Origin of the sequence: Tsukamurella tyrosinosolvens, assembly GCF_900104775.1 — a bacterium.
Classification (GTDB): Bacteria; Actinomycetota; Actinomycetes; order Mycobacteriales; family Mycobacteriaceae; genus Tsukamurella; species Tsukamurella tyrosinosolvens.
In genome coordinates this window covers 4,572,134-4,590,630 of sequence record NZ_FNSA01000003.1, presented here as the reverse complement: position 1 = coordinate 4,590,630, position 18,497 = coordinate 4,572,134, and the positions used below count along the sequence as shown (strand labels likewise).

Genomic DNA, 18,497 nt, shown 5'->3' with positions numbered 1-18,497 from the left:
TCGCTCAGCGGCTCACGGGCAGGTGCAGTCCCGCACCCGCGATCAGGTCGCGCTGGATCTCGTTGGTGCCGCCGCCGAAGGTGAGGATCAGCGAGCTGCGGTGGAGCCGCTCGATCCGGCCCCGCAGCAGCGTGCCCGGCGACTTCGCGCGGACGATGCCCGCGCTGCCGAGCACCTCCATCAGCAGCCGGTACCCCTCGGTGGCGTACTCGGTGCCGAAGACCTTGGTGGCGGAGGCGTCGGCGGGGCCGAGCTCGCTGTGGTCGGCCGCCCAGGCGATCTTCCAGTTCCGCAGCTTGAGGTACTGGGCGTGTGCGTAGACGCGGGCGAGGTGGGTCTGCACCCATTCGGCGTCGATCACGCGCGTCCCGTCGGCCAGCTTCGTGTTCTGCGCCCAGTGCCGCACCTGCCGTTCCGAATCGAGCAGGGGCGCTGCGGAGGTGAGGGCGACGCGCTCGTGGTTGAGCTGGTTGGTGATGAGCTTCCAGCCGCCGTGCAGATCGCCGACGACCGAGGTGACCGGCACCCGGACGTCCTGGTAATAGGTGGCGGAGGTGCCGGGGCCGGCGACGGTGTGCACCTTCGTCCAGGAGAATCCCTCGACGTCGGTGGGCACGACGAGGATCGAGACCCCGCGGTGCCGCTGCGCCTCGAGATCGGTCCGCGCCGCGAGCCAGATGTAGTCCGCGTACTCGATGAGCGAGGTCCACATCTTCTGGCCGTTGATGACGAAGTCGTCACCGTCGCGGACCGCGCGCGTGCGGAGCGCGGCGAGGTCGGTGCCGGCCTCCGGCTCGGAGTAGCCGATGGAGAAGTGGGTCTCGCCGGCGGCGATGCCGGGCAGGAGCTCGGCCTTCTGCTCCGCGGTGCCGCCGGCCATGATGGCGGGGCCCACGGTGTTCACCGTGAGGAACGGCACGGGCACGCCGGCGACGGCGGCCTCGTCGGTGAAGATCAGCTGGTCGAGCATGGGCCGGGCCTGGCCGCCGAACTCCTCGGGCCAGCCGATGGCGAGCCACCCGTCCTTGCCGAGGGTGCGGGTGATCTCCTTGTAGACCTCCCCGTCGCCGTACTCGCCGCCCGGCCCGAGGAGCGCCTCGCGGCGCTCGGGCGTCATCAGCTGGGCGAAGTACGCGCGCAGCTCGGCGCGCAGCTCCTGCTGTTCCGGCGCATAGTCGATCCGCATGGCGTCACTGTAGAACAAGTTCTAGAAAAGTGGAACGAAACCGCGCTCTCGGCAGTATTTTCCTGTGGAGAGGGAGCGCATGCTCCGCAGTGAACAGGTTCTTACATCGAAGGGTGGCACATGACGCAGGCAGAGGTGGCGAACCTGGACGGCAAGGTGGCGATCGTGACCGGTGCGGGGGCCGGCCTGGGTCGCGCCGAGGCGCTGGCGCTCGCCCGTGGCGGCGCCGCCGTGGTCGTGGGCGACGTCTCGCCGGCGGCCGAGGAGGTCGTCGCGCAGATCCGGTCCGACGGGGGCCGCGCCGAGCTCGTGCTCGGTGACTCGGGCGACCGGGAGACGGCCGACGCGCTGATGGCCGCCGCCGACGGCCTGGGCGGGCTGCACATCGTGGTCAACAACGCGGGCTTCTGCCGCGACAAGATGATCTTCTCGATGACCGATGAGGAGTTCGACTCGGTCGTGCGGGTGCACCTGCGCGGGCACTTCCTGCTCTCCCGCAATGCGTCGGCGTACTGGCGCGACGCGGCGAAGGCGTCGGGCGGCGAGGTCTACGGCCGCGTGATCAACACCTCGTCGGAGGCGTTCCTGTTCGGCTCCGTCGGGCAGCCCAACTACGCCGCCGCGAAGGCCGGCATCGCCGCGCTCACCATCGCCACCGCACGCGGCCTCGGCCGGTACGGCGTCCGCGCCAACGCCATCTGCCCCCGCGCCCGGACCGCCATGACGGAGGGCGTCTTCGGCGACGCCCCCGATGGTGCCGTCGACCCGCTGTCCGTCGACCACGTCGCGCGCTTCGTGCGGTTCCTCGCGGGGCCCGAGGCCGAACGCGTGAACGGGCAGGTCTTCGTGGTGCACGGCGGCATGGTCGCGCTGATGGCGCCGCCGAGCCTGGAGGCCCGCTTCGACGCCGACGGCGGCCAGTGGGACGAGGCCGGCCTCGCCTCCGCTGTTGGGGGCTACTTCGCGGACCGCGACGACCGCATGTTCGTCGCAGCACAGTTGGAAGGCTAGGAGTTTCGCATGGCACGACTGCAGGGGAAGCGGGCGCTGGTCACGGGCGCCGCACGCGGGCAGGGCGCCGCGGTCGCGCGGCGCTTCGTCGCGGAGGGCGCGCAGGTGCTGCTCGGCGACGTCCTCGACGAGCAGGGCGAGGCGCTCGCCGCCGAGCTCGGGGACGCCGCGGTGTACCGGCACCTCGACGTGACGAGCGAGGACGACTGGGCCGCCGCGGTCGCCGCGGTGCAGGACGGTTTCGGAGGGCTCGACGTCCTCGTCAACAACGCGGGCGTGCTCTTCTTCTCGGCGCTCGAGCAGACCGCCCTCGCCGACTACGAGCGGGTGATCCGGATCAACCAGTTCGGCTGCTTCCTCGGCATGCGCGCCGTGGTCGAGCCGATGAAGGCCGCGGGCGGCGGGTCGATCGTCAACACCTCCTCCGTGGAGGGCCTGGGCGGCATGCCGTACCTGACCGCCTACACCGCCAGTAAGTTCGCCATCCGCGGGATGACCAAGTCCGCGGCGATGGAGCTGGGGCAGTACGGCATCCGCGTCAACTCGGTGCACCCGGGCATGATCGACACCGCGATGGTGGCGGATGCACTCGGCGGGAACGAGCCGCCCACCGACTGGCTCAAGCAACGCCTGCCGATCGGGCGGCAGGGCAGCGCCGACGAGATCGCGGCACTGGTGCTCTTCGTCGCGTCCGATGAGGCGAGCTACAGCACCGGCGCCGAGTTCGTGGCCGACGGCGGCGCCACCGCGACGCACGCGCTGAAGCTGTAGATGCCCGGCACGGAAGCGATCCGGCGGGTGGTGGAGGCGTCCCCCGCCGCGGTAGCCGCGCACGACAAGGACGCCTGGACAGCGCTGTTCGCCCGCGATGGTGCCGTCCACGACCCGGTGGGACCGCCGCCGCAGACGGACCCGGCCGCGATCGCGCGGTTCTACGACATGTTCATCGCGCCCAACCGGATCGTCTTCGAGGTGGAGCACGACCTGATCGTCCCGGGCGAGGGCACCGGCCTCATGATCCGCGACCTCACGGTGCACACGACGATGAGCACCGGCGTCACGCTGCACATCCCGATGCACCTGCGGTACAACGTGACCGACGGTCCCGACGGCGCCGCCATCACCGGCCTGTACGCGCATTGGGAGCTGCGCGGCATGATCGCGGCGCTGCTGCTCGCCGGCCCGCGTGGGCTCGCCGCAGGGACTCTTCTCGGGCCGCGGCTGTTCCGCACCCTCGGTGCCCGCGCAGCGATCGGCTTCCTCGGCGGGGTGCGCGGCGTCGGCGCCGCAGGCCGCCGCCGCGCCGCCGACCTGTTGCACCTGCGCGGCCTGCAGCTGGGGAAGGTCCTCGCCTCGGGCCGGACCGTGACGGCCACCGTCTACGACGGCGACCGCCGCGGCCTCGCCGTCGTCGACTTCACCGGCGCCGGAGAACCGGATCTGGCCCTGCACTTCTGACCGTCTCGCTCAGCAGCGGGCGCAGGGGAAGGGACGGGGGCGGCGGTAGCGGCGAGTCGTCGGAGACGGCGAAAGCGCGCAGGAGTTGCCCGGCCAAGCGCGCGGAGGCGGACCGAGGTACGGAGCCCCGGGCCACGAGACCGGCGTTCGCCAGGAACGCGAGGGTGACGTCGGCCGCGGTGACGTCCCGTCGCACCACTCCTGCGTCGCGGCATCGGTCGACGAGCGCTCTCAGGGCGCGCTCGGCCTCGTCGAGCTTCGAGGAGCCCGCGGTGTGGGGATGGCGATCGAGGAAGGCCTGCGTGAATCCCCGATCGCCGGCCTGCAGCGCGAAGACCGTGTGCACCAGAGCGCTCAGGCCGCGCCACGGGTCGGGATCGTCGATCGCCTTCTCGAGCGCGTGCGTACAGGCGCCGAACTGCTCACCGAAGGCCTCTGCCACGAGGTGGTCGCGCGTGGGGAACCTGCGGTGCAGGGTCGCGACGCCGACTCCGGCGCGCCGCGCGACCGCGGCGAGCGGGGCGTCGATGCCGCGGGCCGTGAACACCTCGCGGGCGGCGCGCACGATGCGCTCCCGGTTGCGCCGGGCGTCGGTCCGCAGGATGCGATCGCTCCCGGCGAGATGAGACCGATCGGCGTTCATGTCTCTCAGTTTATCGGCGGGCGGAAGCCGCACGGGATGGCCGACGGTTGTCCCGGACATGACACACGACGAAACCTCCATGCGTGCTGCCCTGTTCGATCGCTACGGTCCGCCCGAGGTGCTCTACGAGGGAAGGGCGCCGATCCCCGCGATCGGTGACGACGAGCTGCTGGTGCGCGTGCGCGCCGTCTCGGTGAACGGTGGCGAGCTCATCGTCCGCTCGGGCGGCCTGCCGTCGTGGCTGATGCGCGGGCCGTTCCCCCGGCGCACCGGGCTGGACTTCGTCGGCGAGGTCGCCGCGGCCGGCCCCGCGACGTCCGGACATGCTGTGGGCGATCAGGTGTGGGGCCTGCTGAGCGAGAAGCCCGATGCGTCGGGGCAGGCGCTGCGCAGCCTGGCCGACTACGTTGCCGTCCGGCCCGATCAGATCGCCGCCGCACCGCGGTCGTTGTCGCCCGTCGAAGCAGTGACCCTCCCGGTGGGCGGGCTCACGGCGCTGCTCGCCCTGCGTCGCGAGGCGGGCCTGCGCCCGGGCGAGAGCGTATTGGTGCGTGGCGCGGCCGGCGGGGTCGGCAGTGCGGTCGTCCAGGTCGCGAAGGCGCTCGGTGCGGGCCCGGTGACGGGGCTCGCCGGCGCGGGCGCCCTGGACTTCGTGTCCGGTCTCGGTGCCGATCTGGCCGTCGACTACCGGCGGACCGGGCCCGACGACCTCGGCACGTTCGACGTCGTGATCGACACCGTCGGCACCGATCTGCGCGATTTCCGGCGATTGCTCGCGCCGGGCGGACGCATGGTGGCGGTGCGGTTCGATACCGATCGCACGGTTCGGAGCCTGGGGACGATCGCCGCGTCGGCGATCCACGGTGCCCGCCGAATCCGCTTCTTCCGTGGCGCGCCCGACCCGGCCCTCCTCGCGGAGCTCACGCGGATGGTCGACGGCGGAGCACTGCGACCGGTCCTCCACGCGACGTACCCGCTCGCGGATGCCGCCGGTGCGCATCGCCGGTTGGAGGAGGGCGGCGTTCTCGGCAAGGTCGTCGTCGACGTGGACGGGGCCTAGTCGCGCGCTCCCGCGACGCGGGAGAGGGTGAGGGCGGCGGCGCGGACGGCGGGGCCGACGCGCTCCGGGCGCATGCGATTGCTCCAGCCCGCCACGGAGATCGCGGCGACGGGCGCACCGTCGGCGTCGAGGATGGGGCAGGCCACGCAGACGGTGCCGGTGCCGGACTCCTCCCGCTCGTACGCCACGCCCTCGTCGCGGATCCGCTGCAGCTGCCGGCGCAGGATCACGGGCGAGGTGATGGTGCGGAGGCTCACCCGCGGCAGGCCCGCAGCGACCACGCCGTCGACGACGGCATCGTCGGCGAACGCGAGGATCGCCTTGCCCACACCGGTGGCGTGCGCGGGCATGCGGCCGCCCACGCGGGACGGCAGATCCGGCGCGTCCGGGCCCGGCAGGACCTCGAAGTAGACGACCTCCGTGCCCTCCAGTCGTGCGAGGTGGACGGTGTTGCGGGTCGCGGAGCGGAGGTCGGCGAGCACCGGCCGCGCGGCGTCGACGAGATCGCGGTGGCCCGTGGCGAGTTGACCGATCTCGAACAGTCGCACACCCAGCCGCAGGCCGGTCCCCGACCGCTCGAGTAGCCCGGCGGCCACGAGGTGTCCGGTGAGGCGGTGCACCGTCGACTTGGGCAGGTCCGTACGCCGCGCCAGCTCGGACACCCCGAGCCCGCCGTCGCCGGGACGGTAGGCCGACAGCAGGGCGGAGATCCGGTCGACGGTGGCACCGTCGTTCCGCTCAGCGGGACACATGCGCCCAGTGTGCCAGTCTCGGGCCCCGCCGAGCGGCTATCCGTCGACGATCGGACCGACGAACCGGACGAGGAGCTCGTGCTCGTACGCGGCGCTCGCGCCGGGGTGCCCCAGGAGCCCGACGATGACCCGCACGACCCAATCGAAGACCTGCGGATCGGCGAGCTCAGGAAGGTCGGTCGCGACGCGGGAGCCCGACGCCGCCGCGGCGAGCGCGCCCGCGTGCTCGGCGAGGACCGGGCCCACGGCGAAGTCCTCCGAGGCGAACCACGCGAGCAACTCCGGCCGGTCCCGCACGTAGCCCACCGCCGCCTCGATGACGGCCACGAGCCGCTCCGGGGCGGATCCCGACGGCGGCTCGGTCGACGCGAGGTGGTCGAGGGCCCGGGACATCTCACGGAGCACGTACGCGGACCGCAGGAGCTCGCGGTTCGCGAAGTACCGGTAGAGCGTGGCCCGGGAGCAGCCCGCGGCCCGCGCGATGTCGTCCATGCCCACCGCGGCGACGCCGTGCTCGGCGAAGAGCGCGGCCGCGGCGTCCAGGATGCGCTCCGCAGCCCCGGACCGGGCGGCTGCGGCCCAGCTGTTCGGCGCGGCGGAGGTCATGGCGGTCATCCTACGGAGATCGGCACCGTCGTCGGGCGGCGCACGTACGCGCCCGGCGCCCAGCGCACCCCGTCGAGATCGACGGCGAATTCCGGGATGCGGGCGAGCAGCTCCTCGAGGGCGACGCGCGACTGCATCCGCGCGGCGGCCGCGCCGAGGCAGTGGTGCGCCCCCTGCGCGAAGGTGAGGATGTTGCGCGGGTTCCGTGTGACGTCGAGCTCGTCGGCGTCGTCGCCGAAGACCCGCTCGTCGCGGTTCGCCGAGCCGTAGAGCAGGAGCACGCGCCGGTCGGCGGGGATCGTGGTTCCGTCGACGTCCACCGGGCGGGTGGTGGTGCGCCCGAGCCCCTGCACCGGCGACGTGAGCCGGAGGAACTCCTCGACGGCGCCGGGGATCAGCGCCGGGTCGTCGGCGAGGAGCCGCCGCTGATCGGGGTGCCGGTGCAGGAGCTGGGCGGCGCCGCCGAGCAGGCCCGTCGTGGTGTCGTTGCCGCCGGCCACCATGGTGAACGTGAAGCCGAGGATCGAGACGACGCCCGCCGGATCCCCGTCCGCGCCGACGCCGGCTGCGACCAGGTGCGAGACCACGTCGTCCTCGGGCTCAGTGCGCCGACGCTCGATCAGCGCCGCGAAGTAGGCCATCAACTCGCCGACCGCGTCGGCCGCGGAGGCGACGACCGAGGCGAGGTCGCCGCCGCCGGAGTTCGCGGCGACGATGCTCTCGGTCCAGCCGTCGAACCGCCCGCGGTCCGCGGCGGGGACGCCGAGGTAGTGCGCGACGACCATGGACGGGAGCGGCTTGAACAGTTCCTGCACGATGTCGCCGCCGCCCTGGGCGCGCAGGCGCTCGACCCGTTCGACGACGAAGGCGCGGACGTCGGGTTCGATCGCCGCGACCTGTCGCGGGGTGAAGCCGCGCGCGACGAGGCGGCGGAACTCCGTGTGCACCGGCGGATCCTGCATCACCATCGGCGGGTTCTCCTGCAGGCCGATCTTCTCCAACTCGCCGTAGTGCAGCGTGAGCCCCTGCGCGGACGAGAAGTCGCCGGGCTCCCGCAGCGCGCGCCACACGTCGGCGTGCCGGGGCAGGACGTAGTACTCGAGCTCCTCCCCGTCGAGCGGCTCGGCCCGGTGTACCGCGTCACCGGCGCGCAGGTGGCGGTACAGGGGGAACGGATCCGCCCAGGTGTCGGCGGAACGCGGGGTGAAGACGGCGGTGGGCATGGAACGCTCCGATGATGAGACAAAAATGAATATATGTATCGAATCTAAGACGGCAGCAATCCTTCGTCAAGCCTTCACGGAATCCTCGGGCCGTCCCGCTGAGCGGAACGCAGGCGTGGACGCGTCCGCGCGCCGCGGTCGACGATGGCGGTATGACGGAGAAAGTGACCGCGGCCATCGTGGGCCCGGGAAACATCGGCACGGACCTGCTGGCCAAGCTGCGCCGGAGCGAGCACGTGGACGTGCGCTACATGGTGGGCGTCGACCCGGAGTCGGACGGCCTCAAGCGCGCCGCGGATCTCGGGCTCGAGACCTCGGCGGAGGGGGTGGACTGGCTGCTCGCGCGGCCCGAGCCGCCGCAGCTGGTCTTCGAGGCGACGTCGGCGAAGGCGCACCGCGCCAACGCGCCTCGCTACGCGGAGGCGGGCATCGTCGCCGTGGATCTCACGCCCGCGGCCGTCGGCCCGCTGGCCTGTCCGGTGGTGAACCTCGAGGCCCAGCTGGACGCGCCCAACGTCAACATGATCACCTGCGGCGGGCAGGCGACGATCCCGATCGTGCACGCGGTCAGCCGCGTGACGCCGGTCAGCTACGCGGAGATCGTGGCGTCGGTGTCCTCCCGCTCGGCCGGACCCGGGACCCGCGCCAACATCGACGAGTTCACCGAGACCACGGCCCGCGCGATCGAGGAGGTCGGCGGCGCTGCCAAGGGCAAGGCGATCATCATCATCAACCCCGTCGAGCCACCGATGATCATGCGCGACACCGTGTTCTGCGCCATCGACCCCGATGCGGACCGCGACGCGATCACCGCCTCGATCGAGAAGATGGTGGCGGATGTCCAGGTGTACGTCCCGGGCTACACGCTGAAGGCGCCACCGCAGTACGACGAGCCGCGGCCCGGCTGGGAGGGCAAGGCGCGCGTCGCGGTCTTCCTGGAGGTCGCGGGCAACGGCGACTACCTGCCCACCTACGCGGGCAACCTCGACATCATGACCGCCGCCGCCGCGCGCGCCGGCGAGCTGCTCGCGCAGCGCATCCTGGCAGGAGTGAACGCATGACCGGCATCAACGGCGACCTCTGGAGCGACCCGAACCGGGACGTGCGCATCGTCGACACGTCGCTGCGCGACGGCAGCCATGCGATGGCCCACCAGTTCACCGAGCAGAACGTGCGCGACACCGTGCGCGCGCTCGACGACGCGGGCGTCTCGCTCATCGAGGTGACCCACGGCGACGGCCTCGGCGGCAGCACCTTCAACTACGGCTTCTCCCTGGTCGACGAGCGAAAGCTCATCGCCGCTGCGGTCGACGAGGCGCAGCAGGCGAAGATCGCCGTGCTCATGCTCCCGGGGCTCGGCACCGTCGAGGACATCCGCGTGGCGGCCGATCTCGGCGCCGGCGCGCTGCGGATCGCGACCCACTGCACCGAGGCGGACGTCTCGATCCAGCACTTCGGCGCCGCACGGGAACTGGGCCTCGAGACCGTCGGCTTCCTCATGCTCTCCCACATGTCCACGCCCGAGGCGCTGGCGAAGCAGGCGCGGATCATGGCCGACGCCGGCTGCCAGTGCGTGTACGTCGTGGACTCCGCGGGCGCGCTGATCCTCGAGGACGCCGGCGACCGCGTCGCCGCGCTGGTCGCGGAGCTCGGCGAGGACGCGCAGGTGGGCTATCACGGCCACCAGAACCTGAGCTTCGGCGTCGCCAACTCGGTGCTCGCCCACCGAGCGGGCGCGAAGCAGATCGACGGCTCGCTGCTCGCCCTCGGTGCGGGCGCGGGCAACTCGCCGACCGAGGTCCTCTCGGCCGCGTTCGAGAAGCTCGGCGTGCGGACCGGCACCGACAAGGACGCGCTCATGGCCGCCGCGGAGGACGTGGTGAAGCCGTACATCACGCGCCTGCCGGTGATGGACCGCAGCTCGATCGTCCAGGGCGCGGCGGGTGTGTACTCCAGTTTCCTGCTGCACGCGGAGCGGGCCGCGGAGCGCTACGGCGTGCCGGCGTACGAGATCCTGTACGAGTGCGGTCGCCGCGGCTATGTGGGCGGCCAGGAGGACATGATCATCACCATCGCCGTGGAGATGTCCGCAGCGCAGAAGGTCTGACGGGCGGCCCGACGGTGCCCGGGCGGCACCGTCGGGCCACTACCCCTGACTTAACAGCGTTAGCCCATACCGTCACCTGCGGGTTCGGTATGGGCTAACGCTGTTAAGTCAGGGGGGGTCAGTCCTCGATGCGGATGGCCTGGGTGGGGCACTGGCTCGCGGCGTACTCGATGTCCTCGCGGTCGGCGTCGGTGAGGCCCTCGTCGGTGGCCTCGGCGAAGCCCTCGTCGTTGACCTCGAAGACGTCGGGGCGGATGCCCTCGCAGACGCCGAATCCGGTGCACGCGTCGCCGATGATGATCTTCATGATGTTCTCCGTTCGGGTCGGTCAGGGGGCGAGGACGGCCGTCACGGAACCGAGCGGTCCCATGTCGGCGACGACGATGTCTCCGGCGCGCACCGGCTCGGCGCGCGTCATGGAGCCGGGCAGCACGACGTGTCCCGGCTCGAGGGCGGTGCCGAGCGGGCCGACGGTATTCGCGAGCCAGACGAGGGCGTTGATCGGCGAGCCGAGGACGGCGCCGCCCGCGCCCGTGCCCACCTGCTCGCCGCTGATCCGGAAGGTGCACCCGACGGTGCGCAGGTCGACGTCCGTCAGGCGCGTGGGCCGGCTGCCCAGGATCACGCCGCCCGAGGAGGCGTTGTCGGCGACGGTGTCGACGATGGAGATGTTCCAGTCCTTGATCCGCGAGTCGACCACCTCGAGGGCGGGGACCACGAAGTCGACGGCGCGAATCGCGTCGGCCACGGTGACGCCGGGCCCGCGGAGCTCGCGACCGAGGACGAACGCGATCTCCGGCTCGATCCGCGGCTGCATCCACGAGGAGGTGTCGATCGGCATCTGCTCCAGGTGGAACATCGAGGCGGTGAGGTGCCCGAAATCCGGCTCGTAGACGTTCATCTGCCGCTGCATCGCGAGCGAGGCGAGCCCCACCTTGTGGCCCTTCACCACGTCGCCGGAGGTCTCCCAGCGGCGCACCTGCTCCTGCTGGATCCGGTACGCGTCGGTGATCGTGGCGTCGGGGAACATGCCGATGATCGGGTCGATCGGCGCGCACGCGGCGTACGCGCCGAGCAGCGCGTCGGCGGCGGCGGAGACAGCGGAATCGTCCATGCTCGAATACTAGAACAGGTTTCAGTCGTGCGGTGCGGAACGACTCAGGAGCGGGGCAGACCGAGGAGCTGCTCCGCGGCGACGTTCCGCAGGATCTGCGAGGTGCCGCCCGCGATGGACAGGCAGCGCGTCAGCAGGAACTCGTAGCGCGCGTCCGCCGGATCCTCCGGGCCGGCGACGGCACCGTCGGGCCCGAGGCGCCGCAGGCAGGCCTCCGCGACCGCCTGACGGTGCTGGACGCCGACCAGCTTGCGCACGCTGGACGCCGCACCCGGGTCCTGGCCACCGAGGCTCGCGATGACGGCGCGCAGGTCGAGCAGCGTGCAGGACGCGGCCTCCGTGACGAGGCCGCCGAGGACGGCCAGGTCGGGCTCCGGGCCGGGGTCGGCGAGGAGGCCCTCGAGTCGCGCCCCGAGGCCGGAACCGCTCATCGCGACCCGCTCGTTGGCGAGCGTGGTGCGGGCCAGGCGCCAGCCGCCGTTGATCGCGCCCACGACGCAGTCGTCGGGCACGAAGACGTCCTCGAGGAAGACCTCGTTGAACCGCACGTCGCCGGTGATCTCGCGGAGCGGCCGCACGTCGATGCCGTCGGAGAGCATGTCGACGAGGAAGTAGGTGATGCCCTTGTGCTTCGGCGCATCCGGGTCGGTGCGTGCCAGGCAGATCGCCCAGTCGGCCTCGTGCGCCAGGGAGGTCCACACCTTCTGGCCGGAGAGCGACCACCCGCCCTCGACGCGCGTCGCCTTGGTGCGCAGCGAGGCCAGGTCGGATCCTGCCTCGGGCTCGCTGAACAGCTGGCACCAGCTGATCTCGCCGAGCAGGGTGGGCCACACGAAGCGCTCGGCCTGCTCGGGCGTCCCGTGCTCGAGGATCGTCGGGGCTGCCCAGGCGCCGATCACGAGCGTGGGGCGTTCGATCCCCGCCGCCTCCAGCGCACCGTCGAGAACCAGCTGCTCCGCGGGTCCCGCACCCCGGCCGTACGGCGGATCCCAGTGCGGCACCAGGAGGCCGGACTCCGCGAGAGTGCGGCGCTGCTCGTCCGCCGTCATCGCGGCGATCCGCTCGGCCTCGGCGGTGGCGGCGGCGTGGTCGCCGTCCACCTCGTAGTCGAGTCCACGGCGGACGCCGGCGAGTGCGAGTTCCGCAGCGCGAGTGCGCCATCCGGGGGTATCGCCGAGCAGCAGCCGCAGCGTGGTGGCGCGCCGCAGGTACAGATGCGCGTCGTGCTCGAAGGTGAAGCCGATGCCGCCGAGCACCTGGATCGCGTCCTTGGCGTTTTCCACGGCGGCGTCGAGGGCGCCCGCCGCGGCGACCGCGGCGGCCAGGTGGTGCTCCGCCCCGGCGCCGACGGATCGTGCCGCGTCCCAGGCCAGCGCCGCGGACTGCTCGGCGCGGCACAGCATGTCGGCGACGATCTGCTTGATCGCCTGGAAGGATCCGATGGGCTTGCCGAACTGCACCCGCACCTTGGAGTACTCCGCGGCGGTGTGCAGCGTCCACGCGGCGACGCCGGCGGCCTCGGCCGCGGCGAAGGTCGCGAGCGCCGCACGGACGTCGTCGGCGTTCAGCCCCGGGATCTCGGTGGTCGCGTCGAAATCCGGACCGTCCAGGTGGATCCTGGCCAGCGGCCGCGAGGTGTCCAGGCCGGGCAGCGGCTCGACGGTGACGCCGGCAACGCCGGGCGGGAGCAGATGCCAGGCGCCCGAGGGGGACTCGACGAGCAGGTGCGACTGCGGGGTGGCATCCGGTGCGAGGGAGCCGTCACCGTCGACCACGAGCGCCGCCCGTGCCTCGCCGGCGGCGAGTTCCGCCCGCACCACGGCGAGCCCGTCCGTGCCGCCGAGGTAGCGCTCGAGTAGGACCCCCACCGCGACCGTGCCGGCGACCGGGCCCGGCGCCAGGACGGAGGTCGCGGCCTCGACGGCGGCGGCGGCATCGTCGGCAGTACCGCCGAACCCGCCGAGGTCCTCGCTCAGCGTGATGCCGAAGACACCGATGTCCGCGAGTCCGCGCCAGGCCTTCTCGACGGCGCCGGTGTCACCGGAGCGGACGGCGTCGACGGGGTGCGCGCGTTCCGCCCAGTCGTGGATCGACTCGACGAGTGCGGTCTGAACATCGGTGAGCGCGAGGGCCACGGTTCTCCTTCGGCCCGCGTCAGCGGGGCTGCGCGGGGGTGCTGGACGGTGCGGTGCGTGCGGACGGGGCCGCGGGCTTCGAGCTCGAAGCCGCTGCGCCCGAGGGTTTCGCGGCGGAGGGCTTCGCCGACGACGGGCTCGCGGGGCGAGTGTCCGACGGCGCCATCCGCAGGGTGACGGCGCCGGAGCGCCCGCGGACCGAGGCCAGCGCGGTGTCGAGCAGCTGGCCTCCGTTGATGGTGGACAGCGGCTCGGCGATCGCGCGGACCGACGGGAGCATCAGCTCGGAGAGGTACTGCACGCTCGGCGCGGCACCGTCCTCGAAACCCTGGATCACCTTGAACAGCTCAAGCATGCCGTCCCGGATGACGTTCGGGTAGTCGCCCTCGCTGATGTAGGAGACGGAGTACGGCGCCATCTCGCCGTAGCCCTTGCCGAAGCTGCGCAGCGGCTGGTCGAGGCTGAGCAGCAGCGCGCCCACGTCGCCGGCGCGTGGCGTGATCGAGTTGAAGGACTGCAGGAGGTCACCGACGTCGGGCAGCTGGCGCAGGATCGAGGTGGCCGTGAGGACCGCTCCGGCGTCGATGGTCGGCACCGTCTGCTCGCCGTTCGGCAGGGCGTCGTCGGCGCGGGCCAGTAGGCGCTGCACCGTGCCGGGGTCGAGCTGCTTCATCAAGCGCGACAGGGAGCTCGACAGCGCGCCGACGGTGGAGTCGGCGGTGTCGACGACGCCCTCGAGGCGCGCGCCGTCGGGCACGGCGGCGCCGTCGCCCTGGGCGATCGTCAGATAGGTCTCACCCAGGCCCGAGAGGTTCTGCACGCGGACCTTGGCACCCTGCGTGATCCGGGTGTCCTTGGCGTAGCCGACCTCGACCTCGACGCGGTCGGCGTCGACGGTGAGGCCGCGCACCTTGCCGACCTCGACACCGCGGTCGAGGACCCGCGAGCCCTCCTGCAGGCCGTTGGCGTCGGTGAGCCGGATGTACGCGACGCGCTCGTCGGAGGGCGAGAACCACTGCACGCCCTGATTGCCGAGCAGCAGCATGGACACCACGACCAGCGCGATGAGGCCGAGGGTGGAGGCGAGTCCGGAGCGGGTCATCGGGCCTGTCCGATCAGTCGCAGCACCTTGAGTGCGCCGGGGGAGACGTCCTGCCCGGCGGTATTGGTCACCGAATCGACCTTCACCACCGGCTTCTTCAGGAACGGGGCGAGATTCTTGTTCACCAGGATCGAGCCGCCGTGGATCGCGGATCCCAGCGACACCATGTCGGCGGTGAGCAGCTCGAACAGGTCGGACGACGAGTTCATCAGCGGGATCAGCCAGGAGCCCTGCTGCAGCATGCCGCCGACGGCGGGCAGGAGCACGCCGATGTTCGACATCAGCTTGCCCTGGTTCGACCAGTACTTGAGATGGTACGGCGACAGGATGTCCTTGAAGTTCTTCTCCTGCTTGGCGATCCGGTCGGCCATCTCGGTCGCGGAGTCGAGCAGGCGGTTCACCTCGGAGGTGTTGGCGCCGATCCCGGTGACGTCGCGGTTGAGTTGCGTGGAGAGCAGGTCGAACTGCGGGCGGTCCTTGGGCAGCGCGGTGTTCAGGCGCGTGATCGTCTTGCTGACGTCCTGCACCGAGCCGCTGCCGAAGTAGTCGGCGAGGATGGTGAGCGTGCTCTCCACCGAGCGGGGCGGGCTGGTCTGGCTCAGCGGGAGCACCGCGCCCGCGCGGAGCGGCGCCGCGGTGCCGGTGGACTTCTCGGGCGTCTCCAGTCGGACGTAGGCCTCACCGAGGAGCGTGTCCTGCAGGACGGAGGCGTGGATGTCCGAGGGCAGCGAGACGGTCTTGTCCACGCGGACGGTGACCGTCGCGGCGTCCTCGCCGAGGGCGACGGCCTTCACCCGGCCGACGGTCAGGCCGCCGAGCGAGATCCGCGCGCCGATCGGCAGGTTCAGCACGTCGGCGAACTGGAGTTGCACGTCGTACTGGTCGCCGTCGCCGAGCGGATTGCGCATGTCCATGTTGGCGGGGCTCACGCCGCAACCGGCGAGCACGACCGCCGCGCCGATCACGATCGCGGCGGACACGCGCCGCGGGAGCCAGCGCACGGCGCTACGGGTGCGGTTCATCAGCGGCCTCCCTGGAACGGCAGTTGCGCGAGGTCGACGGTGGCGGTCTGGGCCTTGCCCGCGACCACCGTGCAGGCGCCCGGCGCCTGCGCATTGATCTGCGCGCACAGGGCGTTCGGGTCGCGGGTGGCGACCGTGGTGACGGGCACGCCCGCGATGGCGGCGGGCGCCTCGTCGCCGCCGCGGGGGAGGTAGGGCGCGATCTGCGAGCCGAAGACCGGCAGCATGCGGGCGAGCGCCTCGTTGGACTTGACGCCGGTCGCCGCGAGCTTGACCGCGTCCGCCGCCATCGTGCCGCCGGGCTTGAGGATGTGGCCGTAGCGGCGCATCATGTCGTCGCCGACGAGGAAGAAGACGGGCAGCGTCTGGAAGATCTCGGACACCGCGGGGAAGGTGAGCTTGCCGTACTGGTCGAGGACGTTCCCCACGTGCTGCAGGGTCAGCAGCATCTCGCCCCACTGCTGGTCCATGCTCTGCATCAGCGGCCGGACGTTGCTCACCACGGTGGTCACGTCGCCGAGGAATCCGGCCGGATCGCTCAGCAGCGTCGACAGATTCGTCAGCGAGCGGGCGGCCTGCGGCGGCACCGACGGTCCCACCTCGGTGTCGAGCCGCGTGAGCAGCCTCCCGAGGTCGGCGGAGGCGCCGCCCTCGGTGACGGAGTCGACCAGGCGGGTCGCCGCGGACGTGGTCTCGGAGATCGACTTCGGCGTCGCCGAGTTCTCCCGCGTGATGCAGGTGCCCGGGTTGAGGGTGGCGCCCGTCGAGTAGTTTCCCACGAGCTCGAGCGAGCGGTCCGCGAGGATCGACGTCGAGCGGCTCACGGCCTTGACCGTGGCGGGCAGCGTGCGGCCGGCGACGTCGAAGGTGACCTTCACGCCGTCGCCGGAGGGCTCCACCTTCCGGACGGAGCCGATCTTCACGCCCATCTGGGTCACGTCGTTGTCGGGGTAGAGGCCGATGCCGTCCGCGAGGTAGGCGCACTGGGTGCTGGACGCGGCTGCGGCCGTGCCGATCGCGGACGGCACGAGCGGCGCCAGCAGCGCGGCCGCCGCGGCGAGCAGGGAGATCCTCGTGGGGCGCATCAGCAGCTCACCGTCGCCGTCGGGAAGCAGAGGCGGCTCGCGAGCACCGTGTCGGGCGACATGGGCTTGCCCTGCTTCTCCAGGCTCGCCTGCATGGTGTCGATGCCCTTCTGCAGCTCGCTGATCATCGCGGGGATCGTCACGTTCGTCGTCTTCAGCGCGGTCTCCATCTTCGCGAAGGCGTCGCCGAGGGTGTCGCGGTACTTCCAGTACAGGTCGAGGAAGGGCTTGATCTTGCCGAACATCCCGGCGAGGCCCTGGTAGGCGATGCCGAAGTTGGTGGCGGTCTGGTCGAGCGTGACGATCGCCAGCGACGCCTTGTGGATCATGTTCATGATCGTCTCGCGCTGCTCGGCGAAGCCGGTCGCGTACTGGGTGCTGATGTTGATGATTCGGCCGACCTGGTCGCGCTGCTCGGTGAGCTGGCCGAGCAGCGAGTTCACGCCCTCGACGATGTTGTCGACCGAGCCCGGGTTGGAGTCGAGGCCGGTGCTCAGCGCCTTGATCGACGTGGCGAGCTGGGTGCGGTCGACGGGCTCGAGCTTCTCCGGGGTGTCCTGGAGCAGGTCGCCGATGCTGTACGGCAGGCTCACCCGGTTGCGGGGGATCGGCTTGTCGCCCAAGGCGGCCCGGCCGGCGGAGGACACCGCCACGTAGAAGCCGCCCGCGACGGTGAGCATGCGGACCGCGACGGAGGTCTGGTCGCCGACGAAGACCGAGTCGTCGATGCGGGTGGTCACCTGCACGTCGTCCTTGCGGAGCTCCACCGAGGAGACGGAGCCGATGCGCACGCCCGAGGCGCGCACCTCGACGCCGGGCTTGATCAGCGCGGCGTCCTGGGTGACGAAGGTCAGTTCCTTCTGGCCCGGCGGGCGCAGGTAGACGAAGGCCAGCACGGCCGTGATGACCAGCGCCACCGCGACGGCGATCGCGCCGAGCTTGGTGCTGCGGTTGACGAGGCCGCGCCAGGGCGGGCGTCCGGTGAAGATCATTTCAGGCACACCGTCACATTCGTTCCGCCGGTCAGCACGGTCACCTTGTTCGGCAGTGGCGCCGATCCCTTGGAGCAGGGGGTGGGCGGCGCGCCGAGCAGCGCCGCGACGCCGGTGAACAGGCCGGGCAGCTTCCCCATCGCCTGCACCGCGGCACCCGGATCCTGGAAGGCGGTGCGCATGAGCTTCTCCACGTCGAGGTCCTTGGACAGTCCGAGTGCGGTGAGCACCCGGTTGGTCGCGGCGCCGAAGCCCGGACCGTAGGTGGCGGTGCGCCGGAACTCGTCGAGGTTCTCGAGCACCTTCGTCAGCAGCAGGTCGAAGTTGAGGATGAACTCCACGACCTGCGGGGAGTAGTCGTTGATCATGTTGGCGACGCGGGTGACGTTGTCGATCAGCGTCTTGATGACGGTCTGCCGGTCCGCCAGGTTCGACGTGATCCTGTCGATGGCGCCGAAGGTCTGCGCGGCGGTCGTGTCGTCGCCCTGCAAGAGGCCCAACAGGTTCCGCGTCAGCTCGTTGACGTCCTCGGGGCTGAGCGTGCGGAGCACCGGCGCGAGGCCGTTGAACAGAGTCGTGATGTCGAACGACGGGGTGGTGCGCGACATCGGGATCGACGTGGTGGGCGCACCGCCCGCGGAGCTGCCGGGCTGGATCTCGATGAACCGCTCGCCGGTCAGGTTGCGGTACTTCACCGCGAGCCGGGTGGTCGACGTGACGGGGTGATCGTCCTGCGCGGAGAAGCCGATGACGGCCTCGTTGCCGTTCCCGTCCGCGGTGCCGCGGACATCCACCGCGGTGACCTTCCCGATGAGCACGCCGCGCAGGCGCACGTCGCTGCCCACGCGGAGACCGGACGCGTCGGAGAGGTGCGCCTCGTAGTCGCGGGTCTCACCGCCGGCCGGGTTGCGGAGCGCCGCGAAGATGCCCGCCGCGATGACCAGCGTGATGATCAGGGCGATCGCGAGGGTGATGGTGGCGCGGGTGTTCTTGGCGCGCAT

19 protein-coding genes are annotated in these 18,497 nt (G+C 71.6%); 6 read left to right on the top strand and 13 right to left on the bottom strand.

Features of this window, described 5'->3' with window-relative positions:
* Positions 1-4: 4 nt before the first annotated feature.
* Positions 5-1,186, bottom strand: coding sequence for an acyl-CoA dehydrogenase family protein (locus BLW32_RS24760; RefSeq protein ID WP_068741347.1), 1,182 nt, complete (start codon positions 1,184-1,186; stop codon positions 5-7).
* 120 nt (positions 1,187-1,306) lie between these two features.
* Here BLW32_RS24760 and BLW32_RS24755 point away from each other — a divergent pair, with 120 nt between their 5' ends.
* Genes BLW32_RS24755 through BLW32_RS24745 form a run of 3 tightly spaced genes read left to right on the top strand, consistent with a single transcriptional unit; the run spans position 1,307 to position 3,655 of the window.
* The gene (locus tag BLW32_RS24755) at positions 1,307-2,197 is read left to right on the top strand and encodes a 3-oxoacyl-ACP reductase (protein WP_068741348.1); all 891 of its coding nucleotides are present in this window, start codon (positions 1,307-1,309) and stop codon (positions 2,195-2,197) included.
* A 9-nt stretch (positions 2,198-2,206) separates the two neighbouring features.
* A complete protein-coding gene (locus BLW32_RS24750; protein ID WP_068741349.1) occupies positions 2,207-2,968 on the top strand; it encodes a glucose 1-dehydrogenase in 762 nt (253 codons plus the stop codon).
* Positions 2,969-3,655: a nuclear transport factor 2 family protein gene (locus tag BLW32_RS24745; RefSeq protein ID WP_068741350.1), complete on the top strand. Its 687-nt coding sequence runs from the start codon at positions 2,969-2,971 to the stop codon at positions 3,653-3,655.
* On the opposite strand, the gene BLW32_RS24740 is transcribed toward BLW32_RS24745, so the two are convergent.
* Complete coding sequence (locus BLW32_RS24740; protein WP_068741351.1) at positions 3,615-4,298, bottom strand: TetR/AcrR family transcriptional regulator; 684 nt, start codon at positions 4,296-4,298, stop codon at positions 3,615-3,617. The genes BLW32_RS24745 and BLW32_RS24740 overlap by 41 nt on opposite strands.
* 79 nt (positions 4,299-4,377) lie before the next feature.
* Between BLW32_RS24740 and BLW32_RS24735 the strand changes: the two genes are divergently transcribed.
* On the top strand, positions 4,378-5,358 hold the full coding sequence (locus tag BLW32_RS24735; protein ID WP_068741352.1) for an NAD(P)-dependent alcohol dehydrogenase: 981 nt from the start codon (positions 4,378-4,380) through the stop codon (positions 5,356-5,358).
* On the opposite strand, the gene BLW32_RS24730 is transcribed toward BLW32_RS24735, so the two are convergent.
* Genes BLW32_RS24730 through BLW32_RS24720 form a run of 3 tightly spaced genes read right to left on the bottom strand, consistent with a single transcriptional unit; the run spans position 5,355 to position 7,939 of the window.
* Positions 5,355-6,110 carry an IclR family transcriptional regulator gene (locus BLW32_RS24730; RefSeq protein WP_068741353.1) on the bottom strand — a complete coding sequence of 252 codons (756 nt, stop codon included), beginning with the start codon at positions 6,108-6,110 and terminating at the stop codon, positions 5,355-5,357. The two genes, BLW32_RS24735 and BLW32_RS24730, sit on opposite strands and share 4 nt — an antisense overlap.
* A gap of 36 nt (positions 6,111-6,146) precedes the next feature.
* Positions 6,147-6,716: a TetR/AcrR family transcriptional regulator gene (locus tag BLW32_RS24725; protein WP_068741648.1), complete on the bottom strand. Its 570-nt coding sequence runs from the start codon at positions 6,714-6,716 to the stop codon at positions 6,147-6,149.
* 5 nt (positions 6,717-6,721) lie between these two features.
* Positions 6,722-7,939, bottom strand: a complete 1,218-nt coding sequence (locus tag BLW32_RS24720; protein WP_068741354.1) for a cytochrome P450 — start codon at positions 7,937-7,939, stop codon at positions 6,722-6,724.
* A gap of 152 nt (positions 7,940-8,091) precedes the next feature.
* On the opposite strand from BLW32_RS24720, the gene BLW32_RS24715 reads away from it, so the two are divergent.
* Entirely contained in the window at positions 8,092-9,000 is a 909-nt protein-coding gene (locus BLW32_RS24715; protein ID WP_068741355.1) for an acetaldehyde dehydrogenase (acetylating), read from the top strand.
* Positions 8,997-10,046 carry a 4-hydroxy-2-oxovalerate aldolase gene (gene dmpG, locus BLW32_RS24710; protein WP_068741356.1) on the top strand — a complete coding sequence of 350 codons (1,050 nt, stop codon included), beginning with the start codon at positions 8,997-8,999 and terminating at the stop codon, positions 10,044-10,046. Before BLW32_RS24715 ends, dmpG begins: the two co-directional genes overlap by 4 nt.
* Before the next feature lie 118 nt (positions 10,047-10,164).
* Here the strand turns inward: dmpG and BLW32_RS24705 are convergent, their stop codons facing one another.
* Genes BLW32_RS24705 through BLW32_RS24670 form a run of 8 tightly spaced genes read right to left on the bottom strand, consistent with a single transcriptional unit; the run spans position 10,165 to position 18,497 of the window.
* Positions 10,165-10,353: a ferredoxin gene (locus BLW32_RS24705; RefSeq protein WP_068522985.1), complete on the bottom strand. Its 189-nt coding sequence runs from the start codon at positions 10,351-10,353 to the stop codon at positions 10,165-10,167.
* Between the two features lie 21 nt (positions 10,354-10,374).
* Positions 10,375-11,160, bottom strand: coding sequence for a 2-keto-4-pentenoate hydratase (locus BLW32_RS24700; protein WP_068741357.1), 786 nt, complete (start codon positions 11,158-11,160; stop codon positions 10,375-10,377).
* A 44-nt stretch (positions 11,161-11,204) separates the two neighbouring features.
* Positions 11,205-13,295, bottom strand: coding sequence for an acyl-CoA dehydrogenase family protein (locus BLW32_RS24695; RefSeq protein WP_068741358.1), 2,091 nt, complete (start codon positions 13,293-13,295; stop codon positions 11,205-11,207).
* Between the two features lie 19 nt (positions 13,296-13,314).
* Positions 13,315-14,397 carry an MlaD family protein gene (locus tag BLW32_RS24690; protein ID WP_068741359.1) on the bottom strand — a complete coding sequence of 361 codons (1,083 nt, stop codon included), beginning with the start codon at positions 14,395-14,397 and terminating at the stop codon, positions 13,315-13,317.
* Positions 14,394-15,419: an MlaD family protein gene (locus tag BLW32_RS24685; RefSeq protein ID WP_068741360.1), complete on the bottom strand. Its 1,026-nt coding sequence runs from the start codon at positions 15,417-15,419 to the stop codon at positions 14,394-14,396. The genes BLW32_RS24690 and BLW32_RS24685 overlap by 4 nt, the downstream gene beginning before the upstream one ends.
* Complete coding sequence (locus BLW32_RS24680) at positions 15,419-16,504, bottom strand: MlaD family protein (protein ID WP_068741361.1); 1,086 nt, start codon at positions 16,502-16,504, stop codon at positions 15,419-15,421. Before BLW32_RS24680 ends, BLW32_RS24685 begins: the two co-directional genes overlap by 1 nt.
* Positions 16,504-17,496: an MlaD family protein gene (locus BLW32_RS24675; protein WP_068522979.1), complete on the bottom strand. Its 993-nt coding sequence runs from the start codon at positions 17,494-17,496 to the stop codon at positions 16,504-16,506. Before BLW32_RS24675 ends, BLW32_RS24680 begins: the two co-directional genes overlap by 1 nt.
* On the bottom strand, positions 17,493-18,497 hold the full coding sequence (locus tag BLW32_RS24670; protein WP_068522978.1) for an MlaD family protein: 1,005 nt from the start codon (positions 18,495-18,497) through the stop codon (positions 17,493-17,495). The genes BLW32_RS24675 and BLW32_RS24670 overlap by 4 nt, the downstream gene beginning before the upstream one ends.

What these genes read in the sequence shown, in the direction of transcription:
- BLW32_RS24700 (WP_068741357.1), bottom strand. Translation starts at nt 11,160, where the DNA reads ATGGACGATTCCGCTGTCTCCGCCGCCGCCGACGCGCTGCTCGGCGCG.
- BLW32_RS24745 (WP_068741350.1), top strand. Translation starts at nt 2,969, where the DNA reads ATGCCCGGCACGGAAGCGATCCGGCGGGTGGTGGAGGCGTCCCCCGCC.
- BLW32_RS24675 (WP_068522979.1), bottom strand. Translation starts at nt 17,496, where the DNA reads ATGATCTTCACCGGACGCCCGCCCTGGCGCGGCCTCGTCAACCGCAGC.
- BLW32_RS24735 (WP_068741352.1), top strand. Translation starts at nt 4,378, where the DNA reads ATGCGTGCTGCCCTGTTCGATCGCTACGGTCCGCCCGAGGTGCTCTAC.
- BLW32_RS24705 (WP_068522985.1), bottom strand. Translation starts at nt 10,353, where the DNA reads ATGAAGATCATCATCGGCGACGCGTGCACCGGATTCGGCGTCTGCGAG.
- BLW32_RS24740 (WP_068741351.1), bottom strand. Translation starts at nt 4,298, where the DNA reads ATGAACGCCGATCGGTCTCATCTCGCCGGGAGCGATCGCATCCTGCGG.
- BLW32_RS24755 (WP_068741348.1), top strand. Translation starts at nt 1,307, where the DNA reads ATGACGCAGGCAGAGGTGGCGAACCTGGACGGCAAGGTGGCGATCGTG.
- BLW32_RS24730 (WP_068741353.1), bottom strand. Translation starts at nt 6,110, where the DNA reads ATGTGTCCCGCTGAGCGGAACGACGGTGCCACCGTCGACCGGATCTCC.
- BLW32_RS24725 (WP_068741648.1), bottom strand. Translation starts at nt 6,716, where the DNA reads ATGACCTCCGCCGCGCCGAACAGCTGGGCCGCAGCCGCCCGGTCCGGG.
- BLW32_RS24670 (WP_068522978.1), bottom strand. Translation starts at nt 18,497, where the DNA reads ATGCGCGCCAAGAACACCCGCGCCACCATCACCCTCGCGATCGCCCTG.
- BLW32_RS24760 (WP_068741347.1), bottom strand. Translation starts at nt 1,186, where the DNA reads ATGCGGATCGACTATGCGCCGGAACAGCAGGAGCTGCGCGCCGAGCTG.
- BLW32_RS24750 (WP_068741349.1), top strand. Translation starts at nt 2,207, where the DNA reads ATGGCACGACTGCAGGGGAAGCGGGCGCTGGTCACGGGCGCCGCACGC.
- BLW32_RS24715 (WP_068741355.1), top strand. Translation starts at nt 8,092, where the DNA reads ATGACGGAGAAAGTGACCGCGGCCATCGTGGGCCCGGGAAACATCGGC.
- BLW32_RS24680 (WP_068741361.1), bottom strand. Translation starts at nt 16,504, where the DNA reads ATGCGCCCCACGAGGATCTCCCTGCTCGCCGCGGCGGCCGCGCTGCTG.
- dmpG (WP_068741356.1), top strand. Translation starts at nt 8,997, where the DNA reads ATGACCGGCATCAACGGCGACCTCTGGAGCGACCCGAACCGGGACGTG.
- BLW32_RS24690 (WP_068741359.1), bottom strand. Translation starts at nt 14,397, where the DNA reads ATGACCCGCTCCGGACTCGCCTCCACCCTCGGCCTCATCGCGCTGGTC.
- BLW32_RS24720 (WP_068741354.1), bottom strand. Translation starts at nt 7,939, where the DNA reads ATGCCCACCGCCGTCTTCACCCCGCGTTCCGCCGACACCTGGGCGGAT.
- BLW32_RS24685 (WP_068741360.1), bottom strand. Translation starts at nt 15,419, where the DNA reads ATGAACCGCACCCGTAGCGCCGTGCGCTGGCTCCCGCGGCGCGTGTCC.